This is a genomic window from Streptomyces sp. SX-6 (assembly GCF_059089585.1).
Genome location: NZ_JBTHHU010000006.1, coordinates 287,486 through 309,572, shown reverse-complemented (window position 1 = coordinate 309,572; position 22,087 = coordinate 287,486). Strand labels below are relative to the sequence as shown.

Below are 22,087 nucleotides of genomic sequence, written 5' to 3'. Positions count from 1 at the left end.
CAACTCCACCCCCTCAAAAACAACAGCAACCGCCCCCGGCGCACACGCCACCCGCTCCTCAAACCCCTCCGGCAACGACACCCACGGCACCCCAACCCCCGTGTCATTACGCCGAACCAACAACTCAAAACGCTCCCGCCCGGACACCACCTCCAACTCACCAACACACCGATCCGCATCCACCACCACCGCACCCAACAACCGACCAAACCGCCCCACCAACCCCTCAACCGTCACCCGATCAAACAAATCAACAGCAAACTCCAGAAATCCCGTCAGCCCGGCTGGCTTACCGTCGGTGTCGTACTGCTCGGTGATGTTGAGAAGCAGGTCGAACTTGGATGTATGGGTGTCGAGTTGGTCGATGACCGTGGTGAGACCAGGGAGTTCGAAGTGGGGTGCCGCGTTGTTCTGGAAGGCGAGCATCACCTGGAACAGGGGATGCGAGGCCATCGAACGCGCCGGATTGAGCGCCTCCACCAAGTGCTCGAACGGGACATCCTGGTGGGCAAAAGCGGCCAGGTCGTTCTCACGGACTCGCCCGATCAGTTCACGGAAGGTCGGGTTACCCGACACATCCGTGCGCAGCACCAGCGTATTCACAAAGAACCCGACAAGGTCGTCCAACGCCTCATCCGTACGCCCGGCAATCGGCGAACCGATCGGGATATCCGTCCCCGCACCCAACCGCGACAACAACGCCGCAAACGCCGCCCGCACCACCATGAACAGGCTTGCGCCGGTTTCCTGCGCCAGGGCGTTCAGAGCCCTATGGATATCGGCGTGGATCTCGACCGGCACTCTCTCGCCCCGGTGGGAGGCCACGGCCGGGCGGGGCCGGTCCACGGGCAGGTCGAGCTGTTCCGGAAGGTGCGCCAACCCGTGGGTCCAGTACGAGAGTTGGCGTGTCAGCTGGCTGCCCTGGTCGTTGTCGTCGCCGAGGACGCGGTGCTGCCAGAGGGTGTAGTCCGCGTACTGGACCGGCAACGGCTGCCAGTCCGGGCTCTCCCCCATCGCACGCGACTCGTACGCCCTGATCAGGTCCTTTGCCAGGGGAACCATCGACCAGCCGTCCCCTGCGATGTGGTGCAGTACGACGAGCAGCACATGCGTGGTCCCGTCGAGTGCGAAGAGCCGGCTGCGCAGGGGGAGTTCGGTGGTCAGGTCGAAGCCGCGGTCGGCGGCCTCGGTGAGCATGGCCGTCAGCTTGTCCGGGCTCGTGGGCACGGTCTCGAGTGGCGTGGCGGGTATCGCGTCGGCGTCCAGGATGTTCTGGTGAGGTACGCCGCCCGGCCCTTCCGGGAAGACCGTGCGCAGGCTCTCGTGCCGGACCATGACATCCCGCAGGGCCGTTTCCAGCGCATCGCGGTCCAGGGTTCCGGTGAGCCGCACGGCGAACGGCATGTTGTACGCGGAGGACGCGGGCCCTTCGAGGCGGTTGAGGAACCACAGGCGACGCTGGGCGAAGGAGAGCGGGACCCGGGCGGTGCGCTCCACGGGAGCCAGGGCGACCCTGGTGGCACCTTCCGCCTCGTCGATTCGCCGTGCCAGCTGGGCGACGGTGGGTGTCTCGAACAGGGCGCGTACCGGGAGTTCGACGCCGAACTCGGTGCGCACTCGGCTCAGCAGCCGGATCGAGGTGAGGGACTGGCCGCCGAGTTCGAAGAAGCTGTCGTCGATGCCGGGTGTGTCGATGTCGAGGACCTCGGCGAAAGCGCGGCACAGCGCCTCCTCGCGCGGGGTCCGCGCGGTGCGCCGGGACGGTGCTGTTGCCGGGTCCGGCAGCGGCAGGGCCGCGTGGTCGAGGGTGTGCCCGGCGGTGACGGGAAGCGTGTCGAGTACCGTCACGGCCGTCGGTGCCTGTGCCTCGGGCAGGCGTTCCGCGGCGAACAGCCGGATCGCGTCCGGGTCGGCGGTGTCGGCGCGCGGTACCACGTAGGCGGTGATGCCAAGCCCGTCCACGTGGACGATGGCCACCTGGCCGACGTGGGGGTGCGCGGCCACGGCGGCCTCGATGAGACCGGACTCTCCCATGGGGGGAATGAGCTCAAGGGTGCCGTTGGTGCGCCACCGTGCCAGGTCTCCGGTGCGGTGCATCCGGTCTCCGGGCGTGCCGTACGGGTCGGCGACGAAGCGCCCGGCCGTGCGGGCGGGGCGGTGCGCGTATCCACGCGCCACCTGCGCTCCTGCCACATACAGTTCGCCGGTCGCACCGACCGGCACCGGCCGCAGCAATGCGTCCAGTACATAGGCCCGGGTGTTGGCCACAGGTCCGCCGATGAGGCAGCCGCCGGGCTCATCCATGGCCTCGCCGTTGCCGGCGGTGGCGTGCACGGCGGCTTCGGCGGGCGCGTATGCGGTGTACAGGGTGGTCTCGCCCAGGACGTCGTGGAACCGTGCGATGAGCCGGGCGGTCAGGGGTTCGCCATCGCAGACGACGGTGTGCAAGGAGGGAAGAGGGTCCGTGTGCGGCTCGCCGAGGTGTGCCAGGAGCGCCTCGAGCACGGTGCGGGTGGTGTGCAGCGCCGTGATTCGCCGGGTGCGGATGTCGGAGGCGAGGCCGGCGGCCAGTCGGTTGGCGTCGCGCTGGTCCTCGTGGGGGCCGGGTATCACAAGGGTCGCGCCACTGCCCAGGGCCCAGTGGCAGTCCCACAGCGGCGCGGTGCCGTACAGAACACGCTCGCCGGTCCTTTGCGGCAGGGGGGTGGTGCGCATCCAGGCGAGCTGGTTGGCAAGCGCGGCGTACGGGGTGATCAGACCGGCCGGGTGGCTGATGTGCGCGGGGTGGGACGGCAGCAGCGGTGTCAGCCGGTCCTCGTCGGTGACGTCGGCGCCGGACAGCAGCGCGAGGGCCTGCTCGGCGCCGGGCTCGCCCAGAGCGATTCGGAGAAGTCCGGCGGGCAGTGTCGCCGGGGTGTCGACCGAGGTCACCGCGCACACGGGACGCGCCGCCCCGGAGTCGGGGAGCCGGTGGGCCTCGATGTCCGCGGCATCCGGGTCCAGGAGCAGGCATGCCGCGCCCGCCTTGGCTATTGCCAGCGCTGCCGCAACCCACTCGGTGGACCGGGGCAGGGCCAGGGCGACGGTGCGCTCCGGGCCCGCGCCGTGCTCTATGAGCAGCCGGGCGATCCGGTTGGCCCGGGCATCCAGTTCGGCGTAGGAGCGTATGCCGTCCCCGGCGATCACCGCGGGCGCGTCGGGCGTACGCCGTGCTTGTTCCGCGACGCACGCCGGCAGTGTGTCGGCTCCCCTGGCGGTGGCCATGGTGTTCCACGTGTCCAGGACGAGCCGTCGCTCTCGGGGCGGCACGATGTCCAACTCGGCTATGGGGCGGTCGGGTTCGGCGAGCCCCGCAGCCAGGGTGTGCTCGAACCTGGCCAGGTGCCGGGTCAGTTCATCGGCGGTGTAGAGGGCCTCATTGCCGTCGAGGTGGATGGCGAGCTGCTCGCCGCGGGCCGTTCCGTAAATGTCGAAGGCCAGATCGTCGAGGGGGCCGTTGCCGAGGTTGAGGACCTTCCCGCGGTGTGCGCCGAAGCCGAGGCCGTCGTCGAGGGGCATGATGTTGACCTGTGGCCCGAAGGAGCCGGAGGTACCGGGGGATGCGGCGAAGTGGCGCTGGAGGTCTTCCTGGCGGTACCGCTGGTGTCGTAGCGCTTCCTTGGCGGCCTGGGCGGTCCGCTCGATGATCCGTGAGAAGTCGTCGCCCGCGGACAAGGCAAGCCGCAGGGGCAGAATGTTCGCGGTCATTCCAGGGGTGCGACGGGCATCCCGGGTGACCCGGGCGGTGACAGGGAAGCCGAGTGTGATGCGGTCCGCACCCGTCATACGGTGGGCATACAGCGCGACGGCCGCCATGAGTACGACCGACCAGTGGGTGCGGCCCGCGCGGGCGGCAGCGATGAGATCGTCATTGAGCTCCGCCGCGAGGTGCGTGGTGGCACGCAGCGACGTGCCGCTCGAGGTGGCGGTGCGGCGCGAGAGGCTGAACCGAGCGGGCCGGTCGGCGAGTTGGGCCTCCCAATATGCGCGATCCTCGGCGAAGTCGGGCGACGAGCGATACTCCTCGTCCTCCGCGACGAGGGAGGCGAGGGAGGCGAAAGGCGAGTCGCCGTGGGGCCTGCCTTCGGCGAGAGAGGTGTAGATGTCCGCGACGCGGCGGGTGAACAAGGAGGCGCCATAACCGTCGACGACGGCATGATGGGAACGTGTGTACCAGAGGTAGTGATCGTGTGCCAGGCGGAACAGGGCGAGTTCATACAGCCGGTCGGCAAGGAGGTCGACCGGACGGGCGCGGTCCGCACGCATCCAGCGCAGAGCGGTCTCGGCCGGGGTGGGCTCCGCCGATACGTCGCGGAGGGTCAGGATGTCGCCGGGAACCGGCTGAGGTGTCTGCCACACGCTCTCCGCGTCCTGTGTGAAGCGGACACGCAGGGCCTCCGCCTCATCGAGGGCCGCGCGGACGGCGGTCGTGAAGCGGTCCACGTCGATCGCGCCACGGATCTCGATGCACTGCGCGAGGCTGAAGTCCATGTCGGTGAGGCCCAGTTGGTGGGCAAACCAGACACCCGACTGCGCAGCGGACAACGGCCGACGAACGGCTTGAGTGCCAGACACCTGTTACCTACCCCATGAGTTGTAAACGGCGAAACGGAAATCGGGGCGGGGCGGGCGGCGCCGGGGGACGCCCCCCCACGGCCCGGCGTCCTCAGGCGTGTGCGTCCATGGCATCACGGAGGGATTTGGGACGCATATCGGTCCAGCGCTCCTCGATGAAGTCGATGCAGGCCTGTCGGTCCGTCTCCTCGAGCACAGTCCGCCAGCCCTCGGGAACTTCGATGAAGCCGGGCCACAGCGAGTACTGCTCCTCGTCGTTCATCACGACCAGGAATTTTCCTTCGGTGTTCTCAAAGGGGTTCGTCATACCACGACCTCGTTCTCGGAAAAGGCTCTTGTGACACAGCAGGAAGAGCGATTCCGGGCCCAGAGGATACTCACAGGCCCGATGCGGGTATCCCATCACGGGCTTCAATCACTTCGATATCACTCGACCATCCCCCCGCTGCGGCCGATGAGTTGAGATCCGCGCGCCGCGCCGCCCCCTTGCTCCGTCGCCTATACTGCCGAGCAATGGAGGGGAGTTTCAGTGGAGTTGCAAGAGCTTCCGGGAAAGCCGGACAGGTGTGCTGTCGCCGATTCCTTTGCCCTGTACGAGATAGCGGTCGGCCATACCCCGGCCGCGTCTTCCGCCAATGCCGCGGTGACTGCCGGGGAGATGCGCCTGGTGATACCCACGGTCACCTTCGCGGTCGCGTGCTCGATGCGCACCTGCTGGAACGAATACTGCACGAAGAGGCACCGATTCGGCATCGGTACGGCTGTGCAGAGCCTTTACGACCGTGGCCACGTCGAACTGCTCGAGCCGACCTGCCAGGAAGCTGTGTCGGCGGGCAGGCTCTACGCCAGGTCCGCTGACCGGCGCATCGAGGGACCGGAGGTCCTCGCGGCCTGCCACGCCTCTGTCGCGGCGGATGCCTGGACGGTGCCGCTGCTCTCCACACCCCGCGCCGCGTACTGCTACTCGGCCACCTTGGAGGATGGCAGGCGGAGCCGGATTCAGCTGATCTGATGCTCCATGAGGTCCGCCTCCGCCGGGCCGGTCACGCCGTATCCGTAGGTACTCTCCACCCAGTTGGTGTGGTAGACGGTGTCGAGATAGCGTTCACCCATGTCGGGCGAGATCGCCACACAGGTGAGTCCGGTCCGCCGGTCCGCCGAGCCGAGCCACCGCCGGGCTCCGCTCACCACGGTTCCGGTGGACCCGCCGAAGACGAATCCTCCTCTGGCGAGCCGGTGGCACATCCGAACCGTCTCCCGTTCCGGCACGAGAATCACCTCGTCGATGAACTCCTCGTCCAGCAACGGCGGTCGCACCCCGGAGCCGAGTCCCGGAATCATGCGCGGCCCTGGCGGATTCCCGAATGTCACGGAACCCACACTGTCCACGGCCACGATACGGACGTTCGGGCGGTGTTCCCGGTACCAGCGGGCGCACCCCATGAGCGTTCCGGTGGTACCGGCTCCGACGAACAGCACATCGAGGCCGGGGAAGGTCCGGTCGACCGCAGGCGCCGTGTGCCGGTAGTGCGCGCGCCAATTGGCTGTGTTCACATACTGGTTGAGCCACACATACCGGTCGTCCGCGGCGCACAGGCGGCGTACATGATTGATGCGCGCGGCGAGGAAGCCGCCTTCGCGGTCGGGCTCGGTGATGGTGTGCACCGTGCTGCCGAGCACCGTCATAAGGCGTTTGGCGGCCGGATTGCAGCGGGAGTCGGTGACGCAGAGGAATCTGTAACCTTTGCCGGCCGCGATGATGCTCAGCGCGATGCCCAGGTTTCCCGACGAGGACTCCACCAGAATGGAGTCCGGTGTGATGACACCGTCCCGTTCGGCTGCTTCCACCATCGCCACAGCGGCCTTCTGCTTGATGGAGCCGGCGAAGTTGAATCCCTCGCACTTGAGGAACAACGGTATTCCGAGCACTCCGTCGAGGTCGACGAACAGATCGTCCTGGTTGAATTGCTGGGGCGCCGAGATGACCGGCATATGGCCTCCCGCCTCAGCCGTAGCGTCGCATCTCGTGAAAGAAGCCGTCGACAACGTGCAACTCGCCCTTGGCGCGGACCGTGTCATAGATGTGTCTGCCGAGTGCCAGGTCGAGTACTCCCAGACCGAACGGCGAGAACACCACCGTCCGGCCGGCATCCGGGCGCACCTGCCCGGTCAGCACGTCGTACAGGGTTCCGTCGACGAACTCCCGGTGGTGAACGCGCTGTTCGGCCAGGTGCAGCGAGGTGTCGGCCTTGAGGCAGTGGTCGATGTCATCGACGATGTTGGCGGCCTCCAACACCACCTCGGGCGCCAGGTCGCGCAGTGACAGATGGAGCACCAGCGGGTGGTGCGCAAACCAGGCGGGTTCCGTGATGTGCGGTGTCCCGGCGATCGTCGCGAAGACCACCAGGTCCGAAGAGCGAATCAGTGACTCGGCGTTGGCGTGCACGGTGACCGGCCCGGAGTCGTCGGCCCGGCACAGATAGTCCCGGAACCCGGCGGCGTGCTCCTGCGCCAGGTCGTACACACCGGACTCGTCGAACACCCAGCCCGTGGCCGCCAGACAGGAGTGCACATAGCGGGCGATCAGGCCGGCGCCGAGAAATCCGATCCGGGCCGGCCGGTCCCCTCGTGCGGCCGCGAGCCGGTCGGCGGCGAGCGCGGCGGAGGCCGCGGTCCGCGCGGCGCTGATGATGGAGCTCTCGAGGCAGGCCAGTGGATATCCGGTGTCGTGATCGTTGAGAATGAGCACGGCGGAAGCCCGGGGAATGCCGCGGTCGACGTTCTCCGGAAAACTGGAGATCCACTTCAGGCCGTCGGTGCGGATGTCGCCGCCGACCGCGGCGGGCAGGGCGATGATGCGGGATGACGGCCGGTCCGGGAACCGCAGGAAGTACGAGGGCGGGTTGACGGTCCGTCCCTCGCCGTGCAGGCGGTAGGCGGCCTCGATCAACTCGACCACCTCCCGCTGGTGGCCGTCGAGAACCTGCCGCACCTGGGCTCCGGAGATCACGGAGAACGAAGGCGCCGCGTACTGCTCGGGCATGGAAAGGCTCCCTTGGAGGTCAGTTGGCGGCCATGGGCCGTAGGTGCCCGGTCAGGCGCACCGGGTCGCCGAAGAGCGCGACCACTTCGCGCTGCCCCTGGTACGCGGTTCGGCCATGGGCCATGCGCAGGTTGTCCACGACGAGCACATCGCCTGTCTGCCATGGCTCACTCGAAGTGGCCGCGTCGTACGCCTCGTTGATGGTCCGGATCACCGCCTCGGGGATGGGTTCCCCGCTGCCGTAGCGGGTGGTGAAAGGCAGCGAGTCGGGGCCGTAGAGGGAGATCAGGTACTCCCGGATGGCCTCATCCATGGTGAACTCGTTGAGAAACGCGACCTGGTTGAACCACAGGCGTTCGCCGGTGGCCGGGTGGGTGGCGATCGCCGCCCTGCGCTGCACCGTGCGCAGTGACCCGTCCGGCAGCCACCGGTGGTCGATGGCGTGGTCGCGGCAGTACGCGGCCACGCCATCGGCGTCCTCGGCACCGAACGCCTCCGCCCAGCCGAGCCCCACCTCCCCGTAGTGCCGGGCGAGCAGCCAGCCGTCCCGTTCGAAGGACTCGACAATCTCCACGGGCAGGGCTCTCAGGACCGCTTGTGCGTCCGCCACCCCGATGGCACCGCCTCGCTGCGGTGCCCGCAGACAGCCGAAGAGGGCGATCCCGGGTATCTCGTCCGCGTAACTCAGCTCATGGTGCATGCACATGGGCTCGTGTGCGGGCCATTGTGAGGCGGAGTAGACACCCTGCCCCAAGTAGTCGCGGGCGGCGAAGCCTTCGCGTTCCGTCATCGGCACCACGCCCAGGGCGCGCGCCACGGCGGCCAGGCCGGCGGGGCCGGCCAGGACGAGGCCCCGGACGAGGACCGCGCCGTGCCGGGCGAGCCCCTCCCGTATGCCGGTGGTGGGTACATCTCTGCCGGGCGGCTGGAGCTGTGGGATGCGGCCCGCCTCCAGGAGGAGGCGCGAGCCGTCGGAGAGCACGTCAATGGATGAGGTGGTGTCGGTCATGATGCCGGTCGGTGGTCTTCCTGCTCGGTCGCCGCGGATGCGGTCTGGTGTGGGGCCCGGGCGTCGAGCAGCGTGGCGAGGTCTGCGAGCCGTACGGTGTCCCGCAGCTCGTGGGGCATGAGCACGCGGTCGAGCGCGATGGCCAGGCGTATAAGGGTGAGCGATGTTCCGCCGAGGCCGAAGAAGTCGGAATCGCGTCGGATCCTGTCGACCCGGATCCGCAGGATGTCGGCCCACAGACCGGCCAGGCGGCACTCGGTTTCCGTTTGCGGCGCCTCTCCTTTGCCCGGCTTCTCTTCTGTCGCGTCCGGTTCCCCGGCCATCCGGAGCAGCGCCTTGCGGTCGGTCTTGCCATTGCCGGTGAGGGGTAGTTCGGACAGGCGGTGGAAGTGGTGCGGCACCATGTACGACGGCAGTGCCGTGCCGAGTGCCGCCGCCAGTTCGTCCGCGGACAGCTCGGCGGAAGCGGTGTAGTAGGCGACGAGCTGTCCGCCCGCCCCACTACCGCCCACGATGACGGCGCTGTCGCGCACGCCGGGAACGCGCAGCAGCCGGTTCTCGATCTCACCGGTCTCGATGCGGAATCCCCGGATCTTCACCTGGGCGTCACGACGTCCGAGGAACTCCAGGCTTCCACCGGGCAGCCAGCGCCCGATGTCACCGGAGCGGTACAGCCGCTCTCCGGGCATATGCGGGTCGGGAACGAAGGCGGCACGGGTCCGCTCCTCGTCGTTGACGTAACCGCGGCCCACGCAGACGCCGGAGAACACGATCTCCCCCGCGGTACCGAGCGGCACCGGCTGGAGCGACTCGTCGACCACGTACACCCGGACGTTGGCGATGGGCTTACCCAGGGGCACCGATGCCTGGTCCGGAACGCCCCGCATCACCTCGTGGTTGGTGTCGTCCGACGTCTCGGTGAGCCCGTAGGCGTTGACGAGCGCGACATGGGGAAAGGCCGCGAACCAGCGTTCGGCCAGCTCCTTCTTCAGTGCCTCTCCGGTCGTCGACACACAGCGCAGGCCGGACAGCTGAAGCGGTGCGCGATCCAGCTCGGTGAGCATGGTCTCCAGGTAGGAGGGCACGACCTGGAGGACCTCGACCCGTTCGGCGGAGAGGGTATGGAGGAGACGCGCCACGTCCTCGACGGCCGGCTGGTCGACGATGACGGTGCGCCCGCCGACGGCGAGTGCCGCCAGGAGCTGCCACAGAGAGATGTCGAAGCACTGCGGGGCGGTCTGTGCCACCACCGTGCCCGCCGCGATGCCAAGGTCGTCGATCTTGGCGAGGAGGTGGTTGAGGAAGCCCGCGTGCTCGCACACGGCGCCCTTCGGTGTTCCGGTCGAACCCGAAGTGAAGTAGATGTACGCGCTCTGACCGGCCGCCACGGGCACCCGGGGATCGGTGACGGGGCCCTCGGGCAGCTCCGTGAGGCATTGTGTGTGCACGCCGGGCAGGCCGGCCAGCGCCTGGTCCAGGCTGTGGGAGACACCGCGCCGGGTGAGGATGTGACGGCATTCGCTGCGCTCCAGCATGGCGGCGATGCGGTCGGCGGGGAACTTCGGTTCCACCGGCAGGTAGACGCCCCCCGTCTTGAAAACGGCGAGCGTGGCCGCCAGCCAGTCCAGGTCACGATCCATGACCACTGCCACGACGTCCTCGGTACGCAGCCCCGCGCCGAGGAGGGCGTGCGCGGCTCGATTGGCACGCTGGTTGAGCTGCCGGTACGTCCAGGATGTGCCGTTGTGGACGGCCGCGACGGCATCGGGGCGCAACCGCGCCTGCTCTTCGAAGAGCTGGTGGACGCGCCGGTCGGGCAGGGCCCGGCGGGGTCCGGCCAAACCCCTTGTCTGGTAGGCGACTTCATCGGCGGACAGCGGGCTCCAGGTGTGGTGATCCGTATCCGGACTCTCCGACATCGCGCGCAGTGCGGCCAGCAGATAGCCGGAGAACCGGCCCGCCTGACCGGCGCCCACCGCCTGCGGACGGTGACGGAGCACAAGCGTCATGCCGTTGTCGAGGGATACACCTGCCGCGAGCACGGTGTCCGGTGCGAGGTCGTTGGCCCGGGGCGCGCGACCGGTGACGAAAAGGGTGTCGTAAAGGGGTGTGGCGCCCTGGTCGCCCGGGAGGAAGGGCAGTTGGCGCAGGAGTTCCGACTCGGCCTCGGCGACATGGCGGAGGAGCCGGAGCCAGCTGCCGTCGACGAGCGGCAGCCGGCACAGGGCCGGTCCGGTGGTGAGCGGCCGGTAGCCGAAGGCCGCCGCCGGCTCGGTGGTGACCCGCGTCAGCACCTTGGCGTACGCGGCGAGTACGGCGGTGTCCAGCCGTACTCCGGACCGTTCGCGCAGGCGCCACAGCGCCTGCGCGGTCTCCTCCGGGATCGCCGTGTGCAGTGCGGCAGGTGCGCCCGGGGACTCGGTCGGCATCACGAGGCCGACCGCGCCCGCCGTTTCCGTCGAGTCTCCCGGCCATCGGGGCAGTGGGGTGAATCCGCCGCCGCTGAGCATGTCCTGCCAAAACGTCCGAGGCGCGGTTGCCACACCAAGTACCTTCCGTGCGCACGGCGTTCTTCTGCGGTCAGCCGTGCCGTTCACCTGACACGAAGGACATTAGGCGGTCCCTTTATCGGTGGGATATCGACTGGAAATTCCCCGGGAATGCACGGGGATCACCGGCCGCGTTCCGCAGACACGGTCGAGGGCAGTGGACCGCGCTTCTTCGGTCTCCTCGGCCATGACCCGCTCGCGGGCATGGAGGCGCACCAGTTCGGGGAAGGCGTAACGCAGCATCCCCTCGGCGTCCGCACCCAGCGCGGTCAGCAGATACATGTCGAAGAGCTGCTCCATGGCGTCCTCGGCCGCCGTCACGTCCACGTCGAGCAGGGCGGCCCCGAGTCGGACGGTGAAGTCCGCCGTGTCGAAGAGGCCCAGCATGCGGTACATGCGGGCCGCCGCCTCGGGGAGTGCGCGGTAGTCACGCTCCAGTCCCATGCGCAGCTCGAGTCCTCCCGCGCTGAGTTCGTCGAAGCGGCGGCGTTCGTCGGTGAGGCGGTTGACGAAGTGGTGTACGGACCAGTGGGGTTTGGCGGCCAGGCGGCCCGCTGCCGCGCGCAGCGCGAGCGGCTGCCCGCCGGTCAGCCGGCACAGCGCCTGCAGGGCCAACGGATCGTCCAGCAGGCACCGTTCCCCGGTGATGGTGGTCACCAGCTCCATGGCTTCAGGAAGGGAAAACGCGTCAAGGTCGACGCGCACCATGCCGCGGCCTACGGCCGGGTCATGGCGGATTCCGGTGGTGACGAGAATCCGCGAGGAACCGTGGCCGGGCAGGAACGGCTGAACGTGGGCGAACGCACGGGCGTTGTCGAGGACCACCAGGACGCGCCGCGATGCGAGCAGGCTGCGGTACAACGCACCGCATTCGTCGGGAGAGTGCGGGATCATCTCGGCGGCGACACCGAGAGCACGCAGGAAGCGGCTCAGCAGAGCCTGCACCACGGCAGGCTCCTGCGTCCAGTCGTAGTGGTCCAGGTCCGCATAGAGCTGTCCGTCGGGAAAGGACTCCCGGACGCCATGGGCCCAGTGCAGGGCGAGGCTGGTCTTGCCCACGCCGGACATTCCCGCGATCACGCCCGTGCGCGGCGGGGTGTGCTCGTCCTTCAGGTCGTCCAGCAGGGTGTCCAGCGTCGCGAGTTCCGTCTCGCGTCCCTGGAAGTCGGGTATGACGGGCGGCAGTTCCGCCGGTACGGCAAGCGGCTTGCGCCGTGGCGCGTCGTCGGTCTGCAGGGAGAGTTCGGAGTCGTCCTGGAGAATGGCGCGGTGCAGCTGGCTGATGCTCTCGCTCGGTTCGAGCCCTATCTCCTCGACGAAACGCTTGCGCCAGTTGAGGAATCCCTCGGCGGCCTCCGCCCGTCGCCCGGACCGGTACTGGGCGAGCATCAGGCTGTGGCGCAACTTCTCGTGCAGGGGCTTGTCGTCCGCCATGGCCGAGAGTTCGGGCAGCACTTCCTGATGGCGGCCGAGTGCCAGTTCCGCGTCGAACAGCGCCTCGTAGGCGGCGAGGCGTTCGGCTTCCAGGCGCGTCGCCTCGTCCTCCACCGGCTGTCCCCCGACTCCGGACAGGGCGGGGCCGGTCCATAGATCCACCGCCTTGCGATACAGCCCGACGGCTTCTTCGAGAGCTTTCCGGCGAACATTGTCGGCGGCCTCGGCGCAGATGGTGGCGAAGTCCCGGGCGTCGAAGGAACAGGCTGACGTAACCAGCTGATATCCGGGGTGGGTGGTCAGAATGACCGGCCTATCGCATTGGGCCGCCCGGAATGCCTTGCGCAATGCCCCGACACAGATCGCCACTTGGGTCCGTGCCGTGCTGGGCGGCTGTTCTCCCCATACGGCGTCCACCAGATCGTCCACGGAGACGACTCGGCCCCAGGCGAGAACGAGCATCGCGAAGATGGTGCGCTGACGTGGGCCTGCTATCACGACCGGTTGCCCGTCGGCGGTCACCGAGAGCGCGCCCAGAGCCGCTATCGCGATTCTTCCCGGTACGAGTTCGTGCTCGGCAGCAGATGACGCCATACCAAATCTCTCCCGGATCCGCCCTGTTGTGCCCGTCGTAAGTGCGACCGACGATCACTATAGGCATGTCCCGGGCCCCGGAGGAATGTCAGGATCCCTCTTCGGCAGCCGCCGTCTCCATGTCCCCGGTCACCAGCGGACGGGCAGCGCCACGAGGCCGCGGGTTGCCGCGGCCGGCTTCCAGGGCAGGTCGTCGATGTCCTCGGCGAGCGCCAAGTGCGGAAAGCGGTCCAGGGTCATGCGGATGACCACGGCGAGCTGGAGGCGGGCCAGCGAGGCACCGAGGCAGCGGTGCACTCCATGGCCGAATGCCAGGTGAGGGTTTCCTGTCGGGCCGCCGGAATCACGAGGGGTGCGATTCGCGCCCATGAGGAAGACGACAACGGGCTGGCCGGGCCGAATGGTGACGTCCGCGAGCTGAACGGGTTCGGTGACCGCTCGGGGGAAACCTACCGATACCGAGGGACAGACCCGCAGCAATTCCTCTACCTCGCCGGGGACAAGGGAGGGGTCGGCGCGCAGGGCCGCCGCGCGGGCGGGGTCGTGCAGAAGACTCAGAAAGGCCAGGCCGATCTGGTCGGCAGTGGAGTCGTACCCGGCCATGAGAAGCGACAGCGACAACGTGATGAGCTCACGGTTGGTGAGTTGCCCTTCATCGTCCGCTGCCTGTATCAGCGCACTGATCAAATCGTCGGCCGGCTCACGGCGCTTGCGGCCGATGAGCTTGGACATGTAGTGGGTGATACGGAAGGCACGGGTCCGGCTGGCCGGGCCCTCTCCATCCAGGTCGAAGAGGACAGGCACCCACTCCCGGAAGCTCTCGTGATCGGCGGCCGGGATGCCGAGCATATGGCACAGCACGCTGAGCGGCAGTGGTGCGGCCAGGCCGGTGACCAGGTCAGCCGGCTGTTCGCCGGCGGCCAGTGCGTCCAGGAGCCCGGCCGTGTGTGCTTCGACAACCGGGCGCAGAGCGCTGATACGGCGCTCGGTGAAGGCCCCCGCCACAATCCTGCGCAGCCGGGCGTGCGCTTTGCCGTCGAGGCTGACGATGGAGTCGGGCGATGGGTCGATGCTCGTCAGCTTGGGCATCTCCGGCGCCACGGCGGCCGCGCGGCTGAATCGCGGGTCGGCGAGCACCCGGCGGGCGAGGCGGTAGTCGGACACCGCCCAGAAGCCCTCGCCACTGGTGGTGTGCACCCACTGGACGGGAGTTGTGCCGTCGGGATCGCAAGGAATCGGCAGAGGGCCGACCGGCAGCATTTCACGTACGTCCGTGGAATTCGGCATCAATGACTCTCCCCATCGCGATGTGCTGCCCGGCACGATACGCGCGACGCCTATCGCTTTGTTTTCACTCATGTATCGATGAGTGAAAACCCGGCAGGCGCTTGCCCCGGCGGAGAGCCATGGCCTAGGGTCACGTGAACACGTCAGGTCGAAGACGGCGAATACAGCTGAGTGCGACGCCGCATCGTACGTGCGAACTCCCGTGGGAATGCCATCCGTTCAGAAGCCTTCACGGGAACCACATTCCGGATCCTGATGGCTCTCCCATGCCCAGTTGTTCCTGGAAGGAACTCCCGATGTCCAGTATTTATGACGAGATCGCCCGGCGGCTTTCGGATGCGCTGGGCATCGACAAGTCGCTCATCACCCCCGAAGTGACCTTCGTCGAGCTCAGAATCGACTCGTTGGCACTCGTCGAGTTCTCGATGATTCTTGACGAGGAGTATGGCGTTCCGCCTCTGGATCTCACCCCGGACAGCACCATCGGTGAGGCAGTGGAGCTCGTGAGGGCCCACATGAACAGCTCTGCCGGGGCCGCCTCGTGAGCCCCTCCCCCGCGGTGGCGGTGACCGGCCTCGGCATGGTCTCCCCGCTCGGTATCGGCATCGAGGCGAACTGGTCCGGCCTGACCGCCGGTGTGCCGACCGCCGCCAGTGAAAGCCTCCTTGCGGGTCTGCCCGTGGATTTCTGCTGTGCCGTGCCCGGTTTCGACGGGGACGCGCTGCTGGGACGCGACCTGTCCTGGCGCCTGGAGCCCTATACGCAGATGGCGCTGGTCGCGGCCCGTGAGGCGGTGGCGGACGCCGGACTCGACCCGGCGGCATGGGACGGCACGCGCGTCGCCGTCATCCTGGGGGTGGCCGGCACCAGCACCCGCCATTGGCAGGACCAGCTCAAGCACTTCGTCGAGGAGAGCCACCCGCTGGTGTCGCCGCTGTTCCTGCCACGCTGCCTGACCAATATGACGGCTGGTGAGATCAGCACCGATCTACGGGCATTCGGGCCCAGCCTGAGCGTCAGCACGGCCTGTGCCTCCGGCACCACGGCCATCGGCCTGGGCCGTGGCCTGCTGCGGTCCGGCAGCTGCGATGTGGCGATAGTCGGCGGCGCCGAGTCGGGCCGTTCCCGGGCGACCAGCATCGCCTTCCATCGCATGGGCGCGCTGTCCACTCGGGTGACGGCACCGGCCGAGGCCTCTCGCCCCTTCGACGCCGACCGGGACGGATTCGTGCTCGGCGAGGGCGCGGGCATCCTGGTACTGGAGCGGACCGAGGACGCACGGGCGCGCGCGGCCCGCGTCCGTGGCCACATCGCCGGCTACGGCGCCTCCGCCGATGCCTATCACTTCACCAAGCCCGACCCCGAAGGGCGCGGCGCGGAACTCGCCACCCGCACCGCCCTCGCCGACGCGGACCTCACGGCGTCCGACATCGGACACATCAACGCCCATGGCACCGCCACCCCTCTCGGCGATGCCGCGGAAGCGAAGATGCTGGACCGCGTGTTCCGGCACGCTCCTCCGGTGACCGCCACCAAGAGCCTCACGGGGCACACTCTGGGCGCGGCCGGAGCCCTGGAGGCCGCCTTCACTCTCCTGTCTCTTGAACACCAACGGGTGCCGCCCACCGCCAACTTGGACCGGGTGGACGAGGCTGCCGCCGGACTCGACCTGGTCACCGACAAGCCCCGGGATACGTTCACGTCCGCCGCGCTCAGCACATCCTTCGGCTTCGGCGGCCAGAACGCCGCCCTCGTCCTGACCTCCGGCTGACCGGCCGGGCCCGCACGGCCCGCGCCCCGGCCGAGGGCCCCTTCCCCTAAGTCATGCAGGAGGTTCGTGTCCATGCCCAGCGTCGCCACCGCCCCGTTCAACGGCATCAAGTCGGCCTACCGGAAGGATGGTTGGAGTGAAATCCCGTACCGCTTCAGTGACAGCACCGTCGCGCTGATCCGCGACCGTGTGCTCGCCATCGGCCAGGAACGCAGACCCGAGGTGGTCCACGAGGAGGGCAGCCGAACCGTCCGGGCCATCCACGGGTGCCACGCTTTCGACGAGGTGTGCGCGGCCCTGGTCCGCCTGCCGTACCTCGTCGGGCTGGCCGAAGAGCTCATCGGCGGCCCTGTGTACGTCTATCAGTTCAAGGTCAACTTGAAGCAGGCGCACGAGGGGGCCGCCTGGCCGTGGCACCAGGACTTCGCGTTCTGGCACGAGGAGGACGGCATGCCGCGCCCGGACGCCGTGAACTTCGCTGTCTCCCTGGACGATGTCCATGAGGGCAACGGACCGCTCATGGTCATCCCGGGATCACAGCGCCTCGGCCTGCTCGACCTGCCCGAGCACCGCGCGCAGGGCACCGAATCGGACTGGCGCACACATGTGTCCGCCGACCTCGCCTACACCGTGAACGGCGACCGGGCGCTGGCCATGGCCGACGAAAGCGGGCGCAAGCTCTTCCTGGGTCCGCGAGGCTCCATCCAGGTGTTCCATCCGAGCATCGTGCACTCCTCGTCGAACAACCTGTCAGCAGACCGCCGTGCGTTGCTGCTGATCACCTACAACGCCGTCGACAACGCCCCGGCGCACCCCACCCGCCCCGCCTTCCTGGTCTCCCGGGACACCGCACCCGTGGAGCACCGCGCCGACGAGCGTTTCGACTTCGTGTCGTTCTGACGCGCCGAGCAGAGTTGCGAGACATCCCCATGCCGACCGACGTGGCCGAACAGCCCCCGCACATCAACCTGGTCGACCCCGAGCTGTACGCGAAAGGCGACCCCTTCGTCCAGTGGCGGTGGCTGCGCGCCCATCAGCCCGTGTACTGGCACGAGCCGACGGACCTTCCCGGCTTCTGGGCCCTGACCAAGTACGACGACATACGCACCGCATACCGCGACTCGGCCACGTTCAGCTCGGCCCGGGGTATTCTGCTCCGCCCCGACAGCCATGGCGCCGACCCCGGTGGCGGACGCACCCTCGCGCTGACCGACCCGCCCCGCCACCGCCAACTGCGCGGGCTGATCGACGAGTGGTTCTCGGTACGGTCGGTACGAGCCATGGAACGGGACATCCAGGAGGTAACGCACCGCGTGGTGGGCCAGGCCCTCGAACGCGGCGCATGCGACTTCGTCACCGACGTCGCGGCCCGCGTCCCGCTGTTTGTGATCTGCAAGATGATGGGGATCCCCAGTCCCGACTGGGAGCGGCTTTTCACCCTGACCAGTGCCGCGTTCGGCGCCGACGATCCGCTGACCCAACGCCTTGCCCACCTGGACATCCTCGGCTACTTCGAGGCGCTGCAAGCGGACAGGGCGAAGAACCCTGCAGACGACCTGGTGAGCGTCCTGGCGACAGCCGACATCGACGGCGAGCGCCTCACTCCGGACGACATCATCCTCAACTGCGACAACCTTCTTGTCGGCGGCACCGAAAACACACGCATCGCGGCCGCCGGTGGCATGCTCGCGCTCCTCCGCCACCCCGGCCAATGGCGCGCCCTCGTAGAAGACCCTGCCCTCCTGCCGACAGCGGTCGAAGAGGTCCTGCGCTGGACCTCGACCGCAACGCACATCATGCGCACCGCGACGCGGCCGGTAGAGATCCGCGGCCGGCAGATCGCGGCCGGTGACCGCGTCACGTTCTGGCTGCCCTCGGCCAACCGCGACGAGTCGGCGTTCCCCGATCCCGAGTCGTTCGACATCCGCCGACAGCCGAACCGACACCTTGCGCTGGGCTTCGGTGAGCACTTCTGCATCGGCAGCGTGCTTGCACGCGTCGAACTGCGGCACATTTACAACGAGTTGCTCACAAGGTCGCCATGCATCGAGCCCAACGGCGAGCCCACCTTGCTGAGCTCAATCGTCGTCAACGGCCCTGCACAGCTGCCCGTGCTCCTCGCCACGGTTTGACGAGCGACACCAACGTCGGGCGGTGTCCCGTCCGGGTGGGCGATGACCTGCACGTTCACGCCGTGCTGCTTGCGCTTGTGCGAGCAGCACGGCATGCCGTCAACCACCCCGGGCAGAGGTCATGAATTGGGGCGCAGAGTCCACCAGATGGTCATCTCGCCCGTGACCGCCTCGTCCTCACGCTGAATGGCGATGCTGACCGGGAACTCCAGCCGCTGCCCCGCGTCGAGCTCCGCGATCACGTCGGCAATCGGCCGTCCCAGCGTGGCAGTTGCCGTCACCACACCCTTGGCGACCTTCTTGTAGCCGATCTCGGCCCGCACCGCGAGCGGCACGGCCCGGGAGAGCTGGTCGCCGAACGCGGCGAGGACGATGGCGCCGCTGGCCGACTCGGCGAGGGTGAACATGGCGCCCGCGTGCGGGCCGGCGATGTGGTTGTGGAACTCGGGCTGGTCCGGCAGCCGGAGCACCGCACGCTCCGGGGAGATCTCCAGGAACTCCAGGTTCAGGGTGCGCACCATCGGCACCGTGGCAGCCAGCATCGCGCCGATCGACGGGTTCTCAACAGTCATGTGCGCGATGTTACCCATCGGTAGCCCTAGCCGGAAGGGCCTTCCTCACCGGCTCCCTCTAGGCTGTTCGCCCATGTGGCCAGGACAGCAGCCCGCCAACGGGGGCGAGCAGAACCCGCAGCAACCCAACCCGTACCAGCAACCGGGCTTTCAGCAGCCCAACCCCTACCAGCAGCCGGGCTACCAGCAGCCTCAGCAGCAGCCCAACCCGTACGCCCAGCCCGGCGCACCGCAGTGGTCCGCCCCGGCGGCGACGGGCGGCGGGGAGCAACCCCCGGGCGGTGGCCGCAACAAGCGCACCGCGGTGATCGCCATCAGCGCGGCGCTGGCGGTGGTGGCCGCGGCGGTGATCACGGGCGTGGTGGTACTGAAGGACGACGACAAGAAGACCTCGGCCAAGGACGACCCCAAGCCGTCGCAGTCGGCCTCGGTGTCCGCCTCCCCGAGCCAGCAGAACACCGAGGGCCCCGAGGACAATCCGCGCGGCGACGGCAGCTCGGTCAAGCCGGTGATCAAGGGCTGGCAGGCCGTCGTCAACCCCAAGCGGCACGACGCCTTCGACGTCCCGCCGGACTGGAAGGTCGACTCGCCGGGGATGATGCACATCATCCCCGACAGCACCGCCAAAAAGGATAAAGACGCCCTCCTCCCCCCGGCCGCCGAAACCATGACGGCACCCGCCATCTACAAGGAGGACGTGTGCGAGAAGAACAGCAGCAGGGCCGCGGTCGGCACCAAGGGTGCCCAGGGTCTGAAGAGCGAGGGGGATGCCGCCGAGACGGAGGCCCTCAACTGGGTGTGGGCCGGCTTCGACCAGAAGAAGACCGGCAAGTTCGCGAAGACCAGCGCCCAGCCGTTCAAGAGTGACTACGGCATCACCGGCCATTCCGCCTCGGCCACCGTCACCGGGGTCAAGAAGACCGGCAAGTGCGACACCGACGGCAAGGCCTACACGGTCACCTACAAGGACACCAGTGGCGACTATGCGACCTGGGTGTTCTACGGCGTCCTCGGGGACAAGGACGAGGTCCCCGAGGACACGGTCAAGAAGATCATGAGCTCGCTGCGCCCGCTCAAGTCCTCCTGACCGTCACCCCACGCTGAACGCCCCGCTCGGCGGCTCCGGTGAGCCGGTCGCCTCCGCGTCGCCCACGGGCTTCGCGTCGGCGGTGAACCGGGCGAGGGCGGGGCCGTGCTCGACGCGGGCCGGGAAGGCGTCGGCGGCGGTGCGGCGGGCGAGGGCGGCGAGCGGGAGTTCGGCGTGCGAGGCGACGAGCACCGCGTTGCCGAAGCGGCGGCCCCTCAGCACCGGGGCCTCCGCGATGAGGCAGAGGTGCCCGAAGACGGCCGCGAACGTGGCCACTTGGGTGCGCAGGAAGGTGAACGGCGCGCTGTCGGCGAGGTTGGCCACGTACTGCCCGTCCGGCCGCAGGACGCGCGCGGCGGAGCGTGCGTACTCGAGCGAGGTGAGGTGCGCGGGCACCCGGGAGCCGCCGAAGACATCGGCGACGATCACGTCGGCGGAGGCGTCGGGGGCGGCCTCGAGGGCGGCGCGGGCGTCGGCCACCCGTACCTCTATGCCGGATCCGGCCGGAAGCGGCAGGTGTTCGGTGACGAGGGCGGCGAGCCCGCCGTCCGCCTCGACGACGAGCTGGTGCGAACCGGGACGCGTGGCGGCGGTGTAGCGGGGCAGGGTGAGCGCGCCGCCGCCGAGGTGCAGCACGTCGAGCGGCCGCCCCGGTTCGGCGGCGGCGTCGAGGACGTGCCCGATCCGCTGCGCGTACTCGAACTCGAGATGCGTCGGGTCGTCCAGGTCCACGTACGACTGGGGCGCGCCCTCGACCGTCAGCAGCCAGGCCCGCGCACGGTCCACGTCGGGCATCAGCTTGGCGGTGCCCCAGTCCACGTCCCGTGTCACGGGTATCGGTTCGTTCACTCCCCCATTGTGCCGACCACCGTGGTCACCGTGCCCGCGCCCACGGTGCGGCCGCCCTCCCGGATCGCGAAGGCGAGGCCCGGCTCGAGGGGGACGGGGCGGTCCAGGGCCACGGTCGTCGTCACGGTGTCGCCGAGACCGACAGCCTCGATGGTGCCGGGCACGTCGGCCGTTCGCAGGTGGAACTGCGGCCGGTGGCCGGCGGGCACGGGGGTGCGGCGGCCGCCTTCCGCCGCCGGCAGCAGGTGCACGCGGGCGGCGAAGTGCCGCGCCGGTGTGACGCTGCCCGGCGCGGCGACGACGTCCCCGCGCCGTACCTCCTGCTGCCGCACCCCGTGCAGCAGCAGTGCCACGCGGTCGCCCGCCTGAGCGCTCGTCATGGGCTTGCCGAAGGTCTCCAGCCCGCCGACGAGAGCCCGGCCGCGTACTCCCGGCACCTCGACATGGCTGCCGGCGCGGGCCGTGCCGCGCTCGACGACACCGGTGACCACCGTGCCTCGGCCGCGGGGGGACAGCACGCGTTCCACCGGCAGCAGGAAGGGCGCGTCCGTGTACCGCACCGGCAGGGGCACATAGGTGTCGACGGCGTCCAGCAGCGCCTCGACCGCCCCGGTCCACCACGGGTCCCCCGCGAGCGCGCGCAGTGCCGAGACGCGGACGACCGGGGTGAGCCCGCCCGGATAGCCGTGCCGCGCGAGCAGGTCGCGTACCTCCAGCTCGGCGAGGTCCATGCGCTCGGGGGCGCCGGCCTCGGCCTTGTTGAGCGCGACGACGATGTGCTCGACGCCCAGCCGGCGGGCGAGGAACACGTGCTCGGCGGTCTGCGGCATGACCCCGTCGAGCGCCGAGACGACGAGGATCGCCCCGTCGAGCCCGGCCGCCCCCGCGATCAGGTTCTTGCCGAAGCCGGCATGCCCCGGCAGGTCGGCATGGGCGTAGTGCCGGGTGTCCGTCTCGTACTCGAGGTGGGCGGCACGGACCGTACGTCCCCGCCCCGCGTCCCGGGGCATGCCGAGGACCTTGGCGACGGCGGACGTGAGCAGGGTCTTGCCGTGACCGGCGTGCCCCAGGGTGCCGATGTTCAGATGCGGTTTCGTGCGCCGGTACACCTGTGCGGGCATGGCTCGCTTGCCCGCGACCGCGGGC

The 22,087-nt window shown here is 68.9% G+C and carries 17 protein-coding genes; 6 read left to right on the top strand and 11 right to left on the bottom strand.

What is annotated here, in order from left to right:
• Both ACV530_RS10315 and ACV530_RS10310 read right to left on the bottom strand, forming a co-directional pair.
• A partial coding sequence (locus ACV530_RS10315) for a condensation domain-containing protein (RefSeq protein ID WP_494332021.1) occupies positions 1-4,584 on the bottom strand: 4,584 nt, incomplete at its 3' end.
• A 121-nt stretch (positions 4,585-4,705) separates the two neighbouring features.
• The gene (locus ACV530_RS10310; protein ID WP_494332020.1) at positions 4,706-4,921 is read right to left on the bottom strand and encodes an MbtH family protein; all 216 of its coding nucleotides are present in this window, start codon (positions 4,919-4,921) and stop codon (positions 4,706-4,708) included.
• A 336-nt stretch (positions 4,922-5,257) separates the two neighbouring features.
• On the opposite strand from ACV530_RS10310, the gene ACV530_RS10305 reads away from it, so the two are divergent.
• Entirely contained in the window at positions 5,258-5,626 is a 369-nt protein-coding gene (locus tag ACV530_RS10305) for a hypothetical protein (RefSeq protein ID WP_494332019.1), read from the top strand.
• Here the strand turns inward: ACV530_RS10305 and sbnA are convergent.
• The 6 genes from sbnA to ACV530_RS10275 form a co-directional block, all read right to left on the bottom strand.
• The gene (sbnA, locus tag ACV530_RS10300) at positions 5,614-6,606 is read right to left on the bottom strand and encodes a 2,3-diaminopropionate biosynthesis protein SbnA (RefSeq protein ID WP_494332018.1); all 993 of its coding nucleotides are present in this window, start codon (positions 6,604-6,606) and stop codon (positions 5,614-5,616) included. The two genes, ACV530_RS10305 and sbnA, sit on opposite strands and share 13 nt — an antisense overlap.
• Positions 6,607-6,619: 13 nt before the next feature.
• Positions 6,620-7,657: a 2,3-diaminopropionate biosynthesis protein SbnB gene (gene sbnB, locus ACV530_RS10295; RefSeq protein ID WP_494332017.1), complete on the bottom strand. Its 1,038-nt coding sequence runs from the start codon at positions 7,655-7,657 to the stop codon at positions 6,620-6,622.
• Between the two features lie 19 nt (positions 7,658-7,676).
• A complete protein-coding gene (locus ACV530_RS10290) occupies positions 7,677-8,666 on the bottom strand; it encodes a TauD/TfdA family dioxygenase (protein WP_494332016.1) in 990 nt (329 codons plus the stop codon).
• Positions 8,663-11,209 (bottom strand): non-ribosomal peptide synthetase, encoded by a 2,547-nt coding sequence (locus tag ACV530_RS10285; protein WP_494332015.1) that lies wholly within the window; start codon positions 11,207-11,209, stop codon positions 8,663-8,665. The genes ACV530_RS10290 and ACV530_RS10285 overlap by 4 nt, the downstream gene beginning before the upstream one ends.
• A gap of 69 nt (positions 11,210-11,278) precedes the next feature.
• Complete coding sequence (locus ACV530_RS10280; protein WP_494332014.1) at positions 11,279-13,243, bottom strand: AfsR/SARP family transcriptional regulator; 1,965 nt, start codon at positions 13,241-13,243, stop codon at positions 11,279-11,281.
• A 129-nt stretch (positions 13,244-13,372) separates the two neighbouring features.
• Complete coding sequence (locus ACV530_RS10275) at positions 13,373-14,530, bottom strand: cytochrome P450 (protein ID WP_494332013.1); 1,158 nt, start codon at positions 14,528-14,530, stop codon at positions 13,373-13,375.
• Between the two features lie 296 nt (positions 14,531-14,826).
• Here ACV530_RS10275 and ACV530_RS10270 point away from each other — a divergent pair, with 296 nt between their 5' ends.
• From ACV530_RS10270 to ACV530_RS10255, 4 genes are all read left to right on the top strand, one after another.
• On the top strand, positions 14,827-15,075 hold the full coding sequence (locus ACV530_RS10270) for a phosphopantetheine-binding protein (protein WP_494332012.1): 249 nt from the start codon (positions 14,827-14,829) through the stop codon (positions 15,073-15,075).
• Positions 15,072-16,301, top strand: coding sequence for a beta-ketoacyl-[acyl-carrier-protein] synthase family protein (locus tag ACV530_RS10265; protein WP_494332011.1), 1,230 nt, complete (start codon positions 15,072-15,074; stop codon positions 16,299-16,301). The genes ACV530_RS10270 and ACV530_RS10265 overlap by 4 nt, the downstream gene beginning before the upstream one ends.
• 72 nt (positions 16,302-16,373) lie before the next feature.
• Positions 16,374-17,201 (top strand): phytanoyl-CoA dioxygenase family protein, encoded by an 828-nt coding sequence (locus ACV530_RS10260; protein ID WP_494332010.1) that lies wholly within the window; start codon positions 16,374-16,376, stop codon positions 17,199-17,201.
• A gap of 29 nt (positions 17,202-17,230) precedes the next feature.
• On the top strand, positions 17,231-18,433 hold the full coding sequence (locus ACV530_RS10255) for a cytochrome P450 (protein WP_494332009.1): 1,203 nt from the start codon (positions 17,231-17,233) through the stop codon (positions 18,431-18,433).
• A gap of 119 nt (positions 18,434-18,552) precedes the next feature.
• Here the strand turns inward: ACV530_RS10255 and ACV530_RS10250 are convergent, their stop codons facing one another.
• Entirely contained in the window at positions 18,553-19,005 is a 453-nt protein-coding gene (locus tag ACV530_RS10250) for a DUF4442 domain-containing protein (protein ID WP_494332008.1), read from the bottom strand.
• 73 nt (positions 19,006-19,078) lie between these two features.
• On the opposite strand from ACV530_RS10250, the gene ACV530_RS10245 reads away from it, so the two are divergent.
• Positions 19,079-20,092, top strand: coding sequence for a DUF8017 domain-containing protein (locus ACV530_RS10245; protein ID WP_494332007.1), 1,014 nt, complete (start codon positions 19,079-19,081; stop codon positions 20,090-20,092).
• A 3-nt stretch (positions 20,093-20,095) separates the two neighbouring features.
• On the opposite strand, the gene ACV530_RS10240 is transcribed toward ACV530_RS10245, so the two are convergent.
• Both ACV530_RS10240 and ACV530_RS10235 read right to left on the bottom strand, forming a co-directional pair.
• Positions 20,096-20,941 carry a spermidine synthase gene (locus tag ACV530_RS10240; protein ID WP_494332006.1) on the bottom strand — a complete coding sequence of 282 codons (846 nt, stop codon included), beginning with the start codon at positions 20,939-20,941 and terminating at the stop codon, positions 20,096-20,098.
• Positions 20,938-22,062, bottom strand: coding sequence for a GTP-binding protein (locus tag ACV530_RS10235; RefSeq protein ID WP_494332005.1), 1,125 nt, complete (start codon positions 22,060-22,062; stop codon positions 20,938-20,940). The genes ACV530_RS10240 and ACV530_RS10235 overlap by 4 nt, the downstream gene beginning before the upstream one ends.
• Positions 22,063-22,087: the final 25 nt, after the last annotated feature.

Coding starts and splice junctions, on each gene's coding strand:
- ACV530_RS10245 (WP_494332007.1), top strand. CDS start 19,079: ATGTGGCCAGGACAGCAGCCCGCCAACGGGGGCGAGCAGAACCCGCAG.
- ACV530_RS10310 (WP_494332020.1), bottom strand. CDS start 4,921: ATGACGAACCCCTTTGAGAACACCGAAGGAAAATTCCTGGTCGTGATG.
- ACV530_RS10275 (WP_494332013.1), bottom strand. CDS start 14,530: ATGCCGAATTCCACGGACGTACGTGAAATGCTGCCGGTCGGCCCTCTG.
- ACV530_RS10255 (WP_494332009.1), top strand. CDS start 17,231: ATGCCGACCGACGTGGCCGAACAGCCCCCGCACATCAACCTGGTCGAC.
- sbnB (WP_494332017.1), bottom strand. CDS start 7,657: ATGCCCGAGCAGTACGCGGCGCCTTCGTTCTCCGTGATCTCCGGAGCC.
- ACV530_RS10250 (WP_494332008.1), bottom strand. CDS start 19,005: ATGACTGTTGAGAACCCGTCGATCGGCGCGATGCTGGCTGCCACGGTG.
- ACV530_RS10270 (WP_494332012.1), top strand. CDS start 14,827: ATGTCCAGTATTTATGACGAGATCGCCCGGCGGCTTTCGGATGCGCTG.
- ACV530_RS10260 (WP_494332010.1), top strand. CDS start 16,374: ATGCCCAGCGTCGCCACCGCCCCGTTCAACGGCATCAAGTCGGCCTAC.
- ACV530_RS10290 (WP_494332016.1), bottom strand. CDS start 8,666: ATGACCGACACCACCTCATCCATTGACGTGCTCTCCGACGGCTCGCGC.
- ACV530_RS10235 (WP_494332005.1), bottom strand. CDS start 22,062: ATGCCCGCACAGGTGTACCGGCGCACGAAACCGCATCTGAACATCGGC.
- ACV530_RS10280 (WP_494332014.1), bottom strand. CDS start 13,243: ATGGCGTCATCTGCTGCCGAGCACGAACTCGTACCGGGAAGAATCGCG.
- sbnA (WP_494332018.1), bottom strand. CDS start 6,606: ATGCCGGTCATCTCGGCGCCCCAGCAATTCAACCAGGACGATCTGTTC.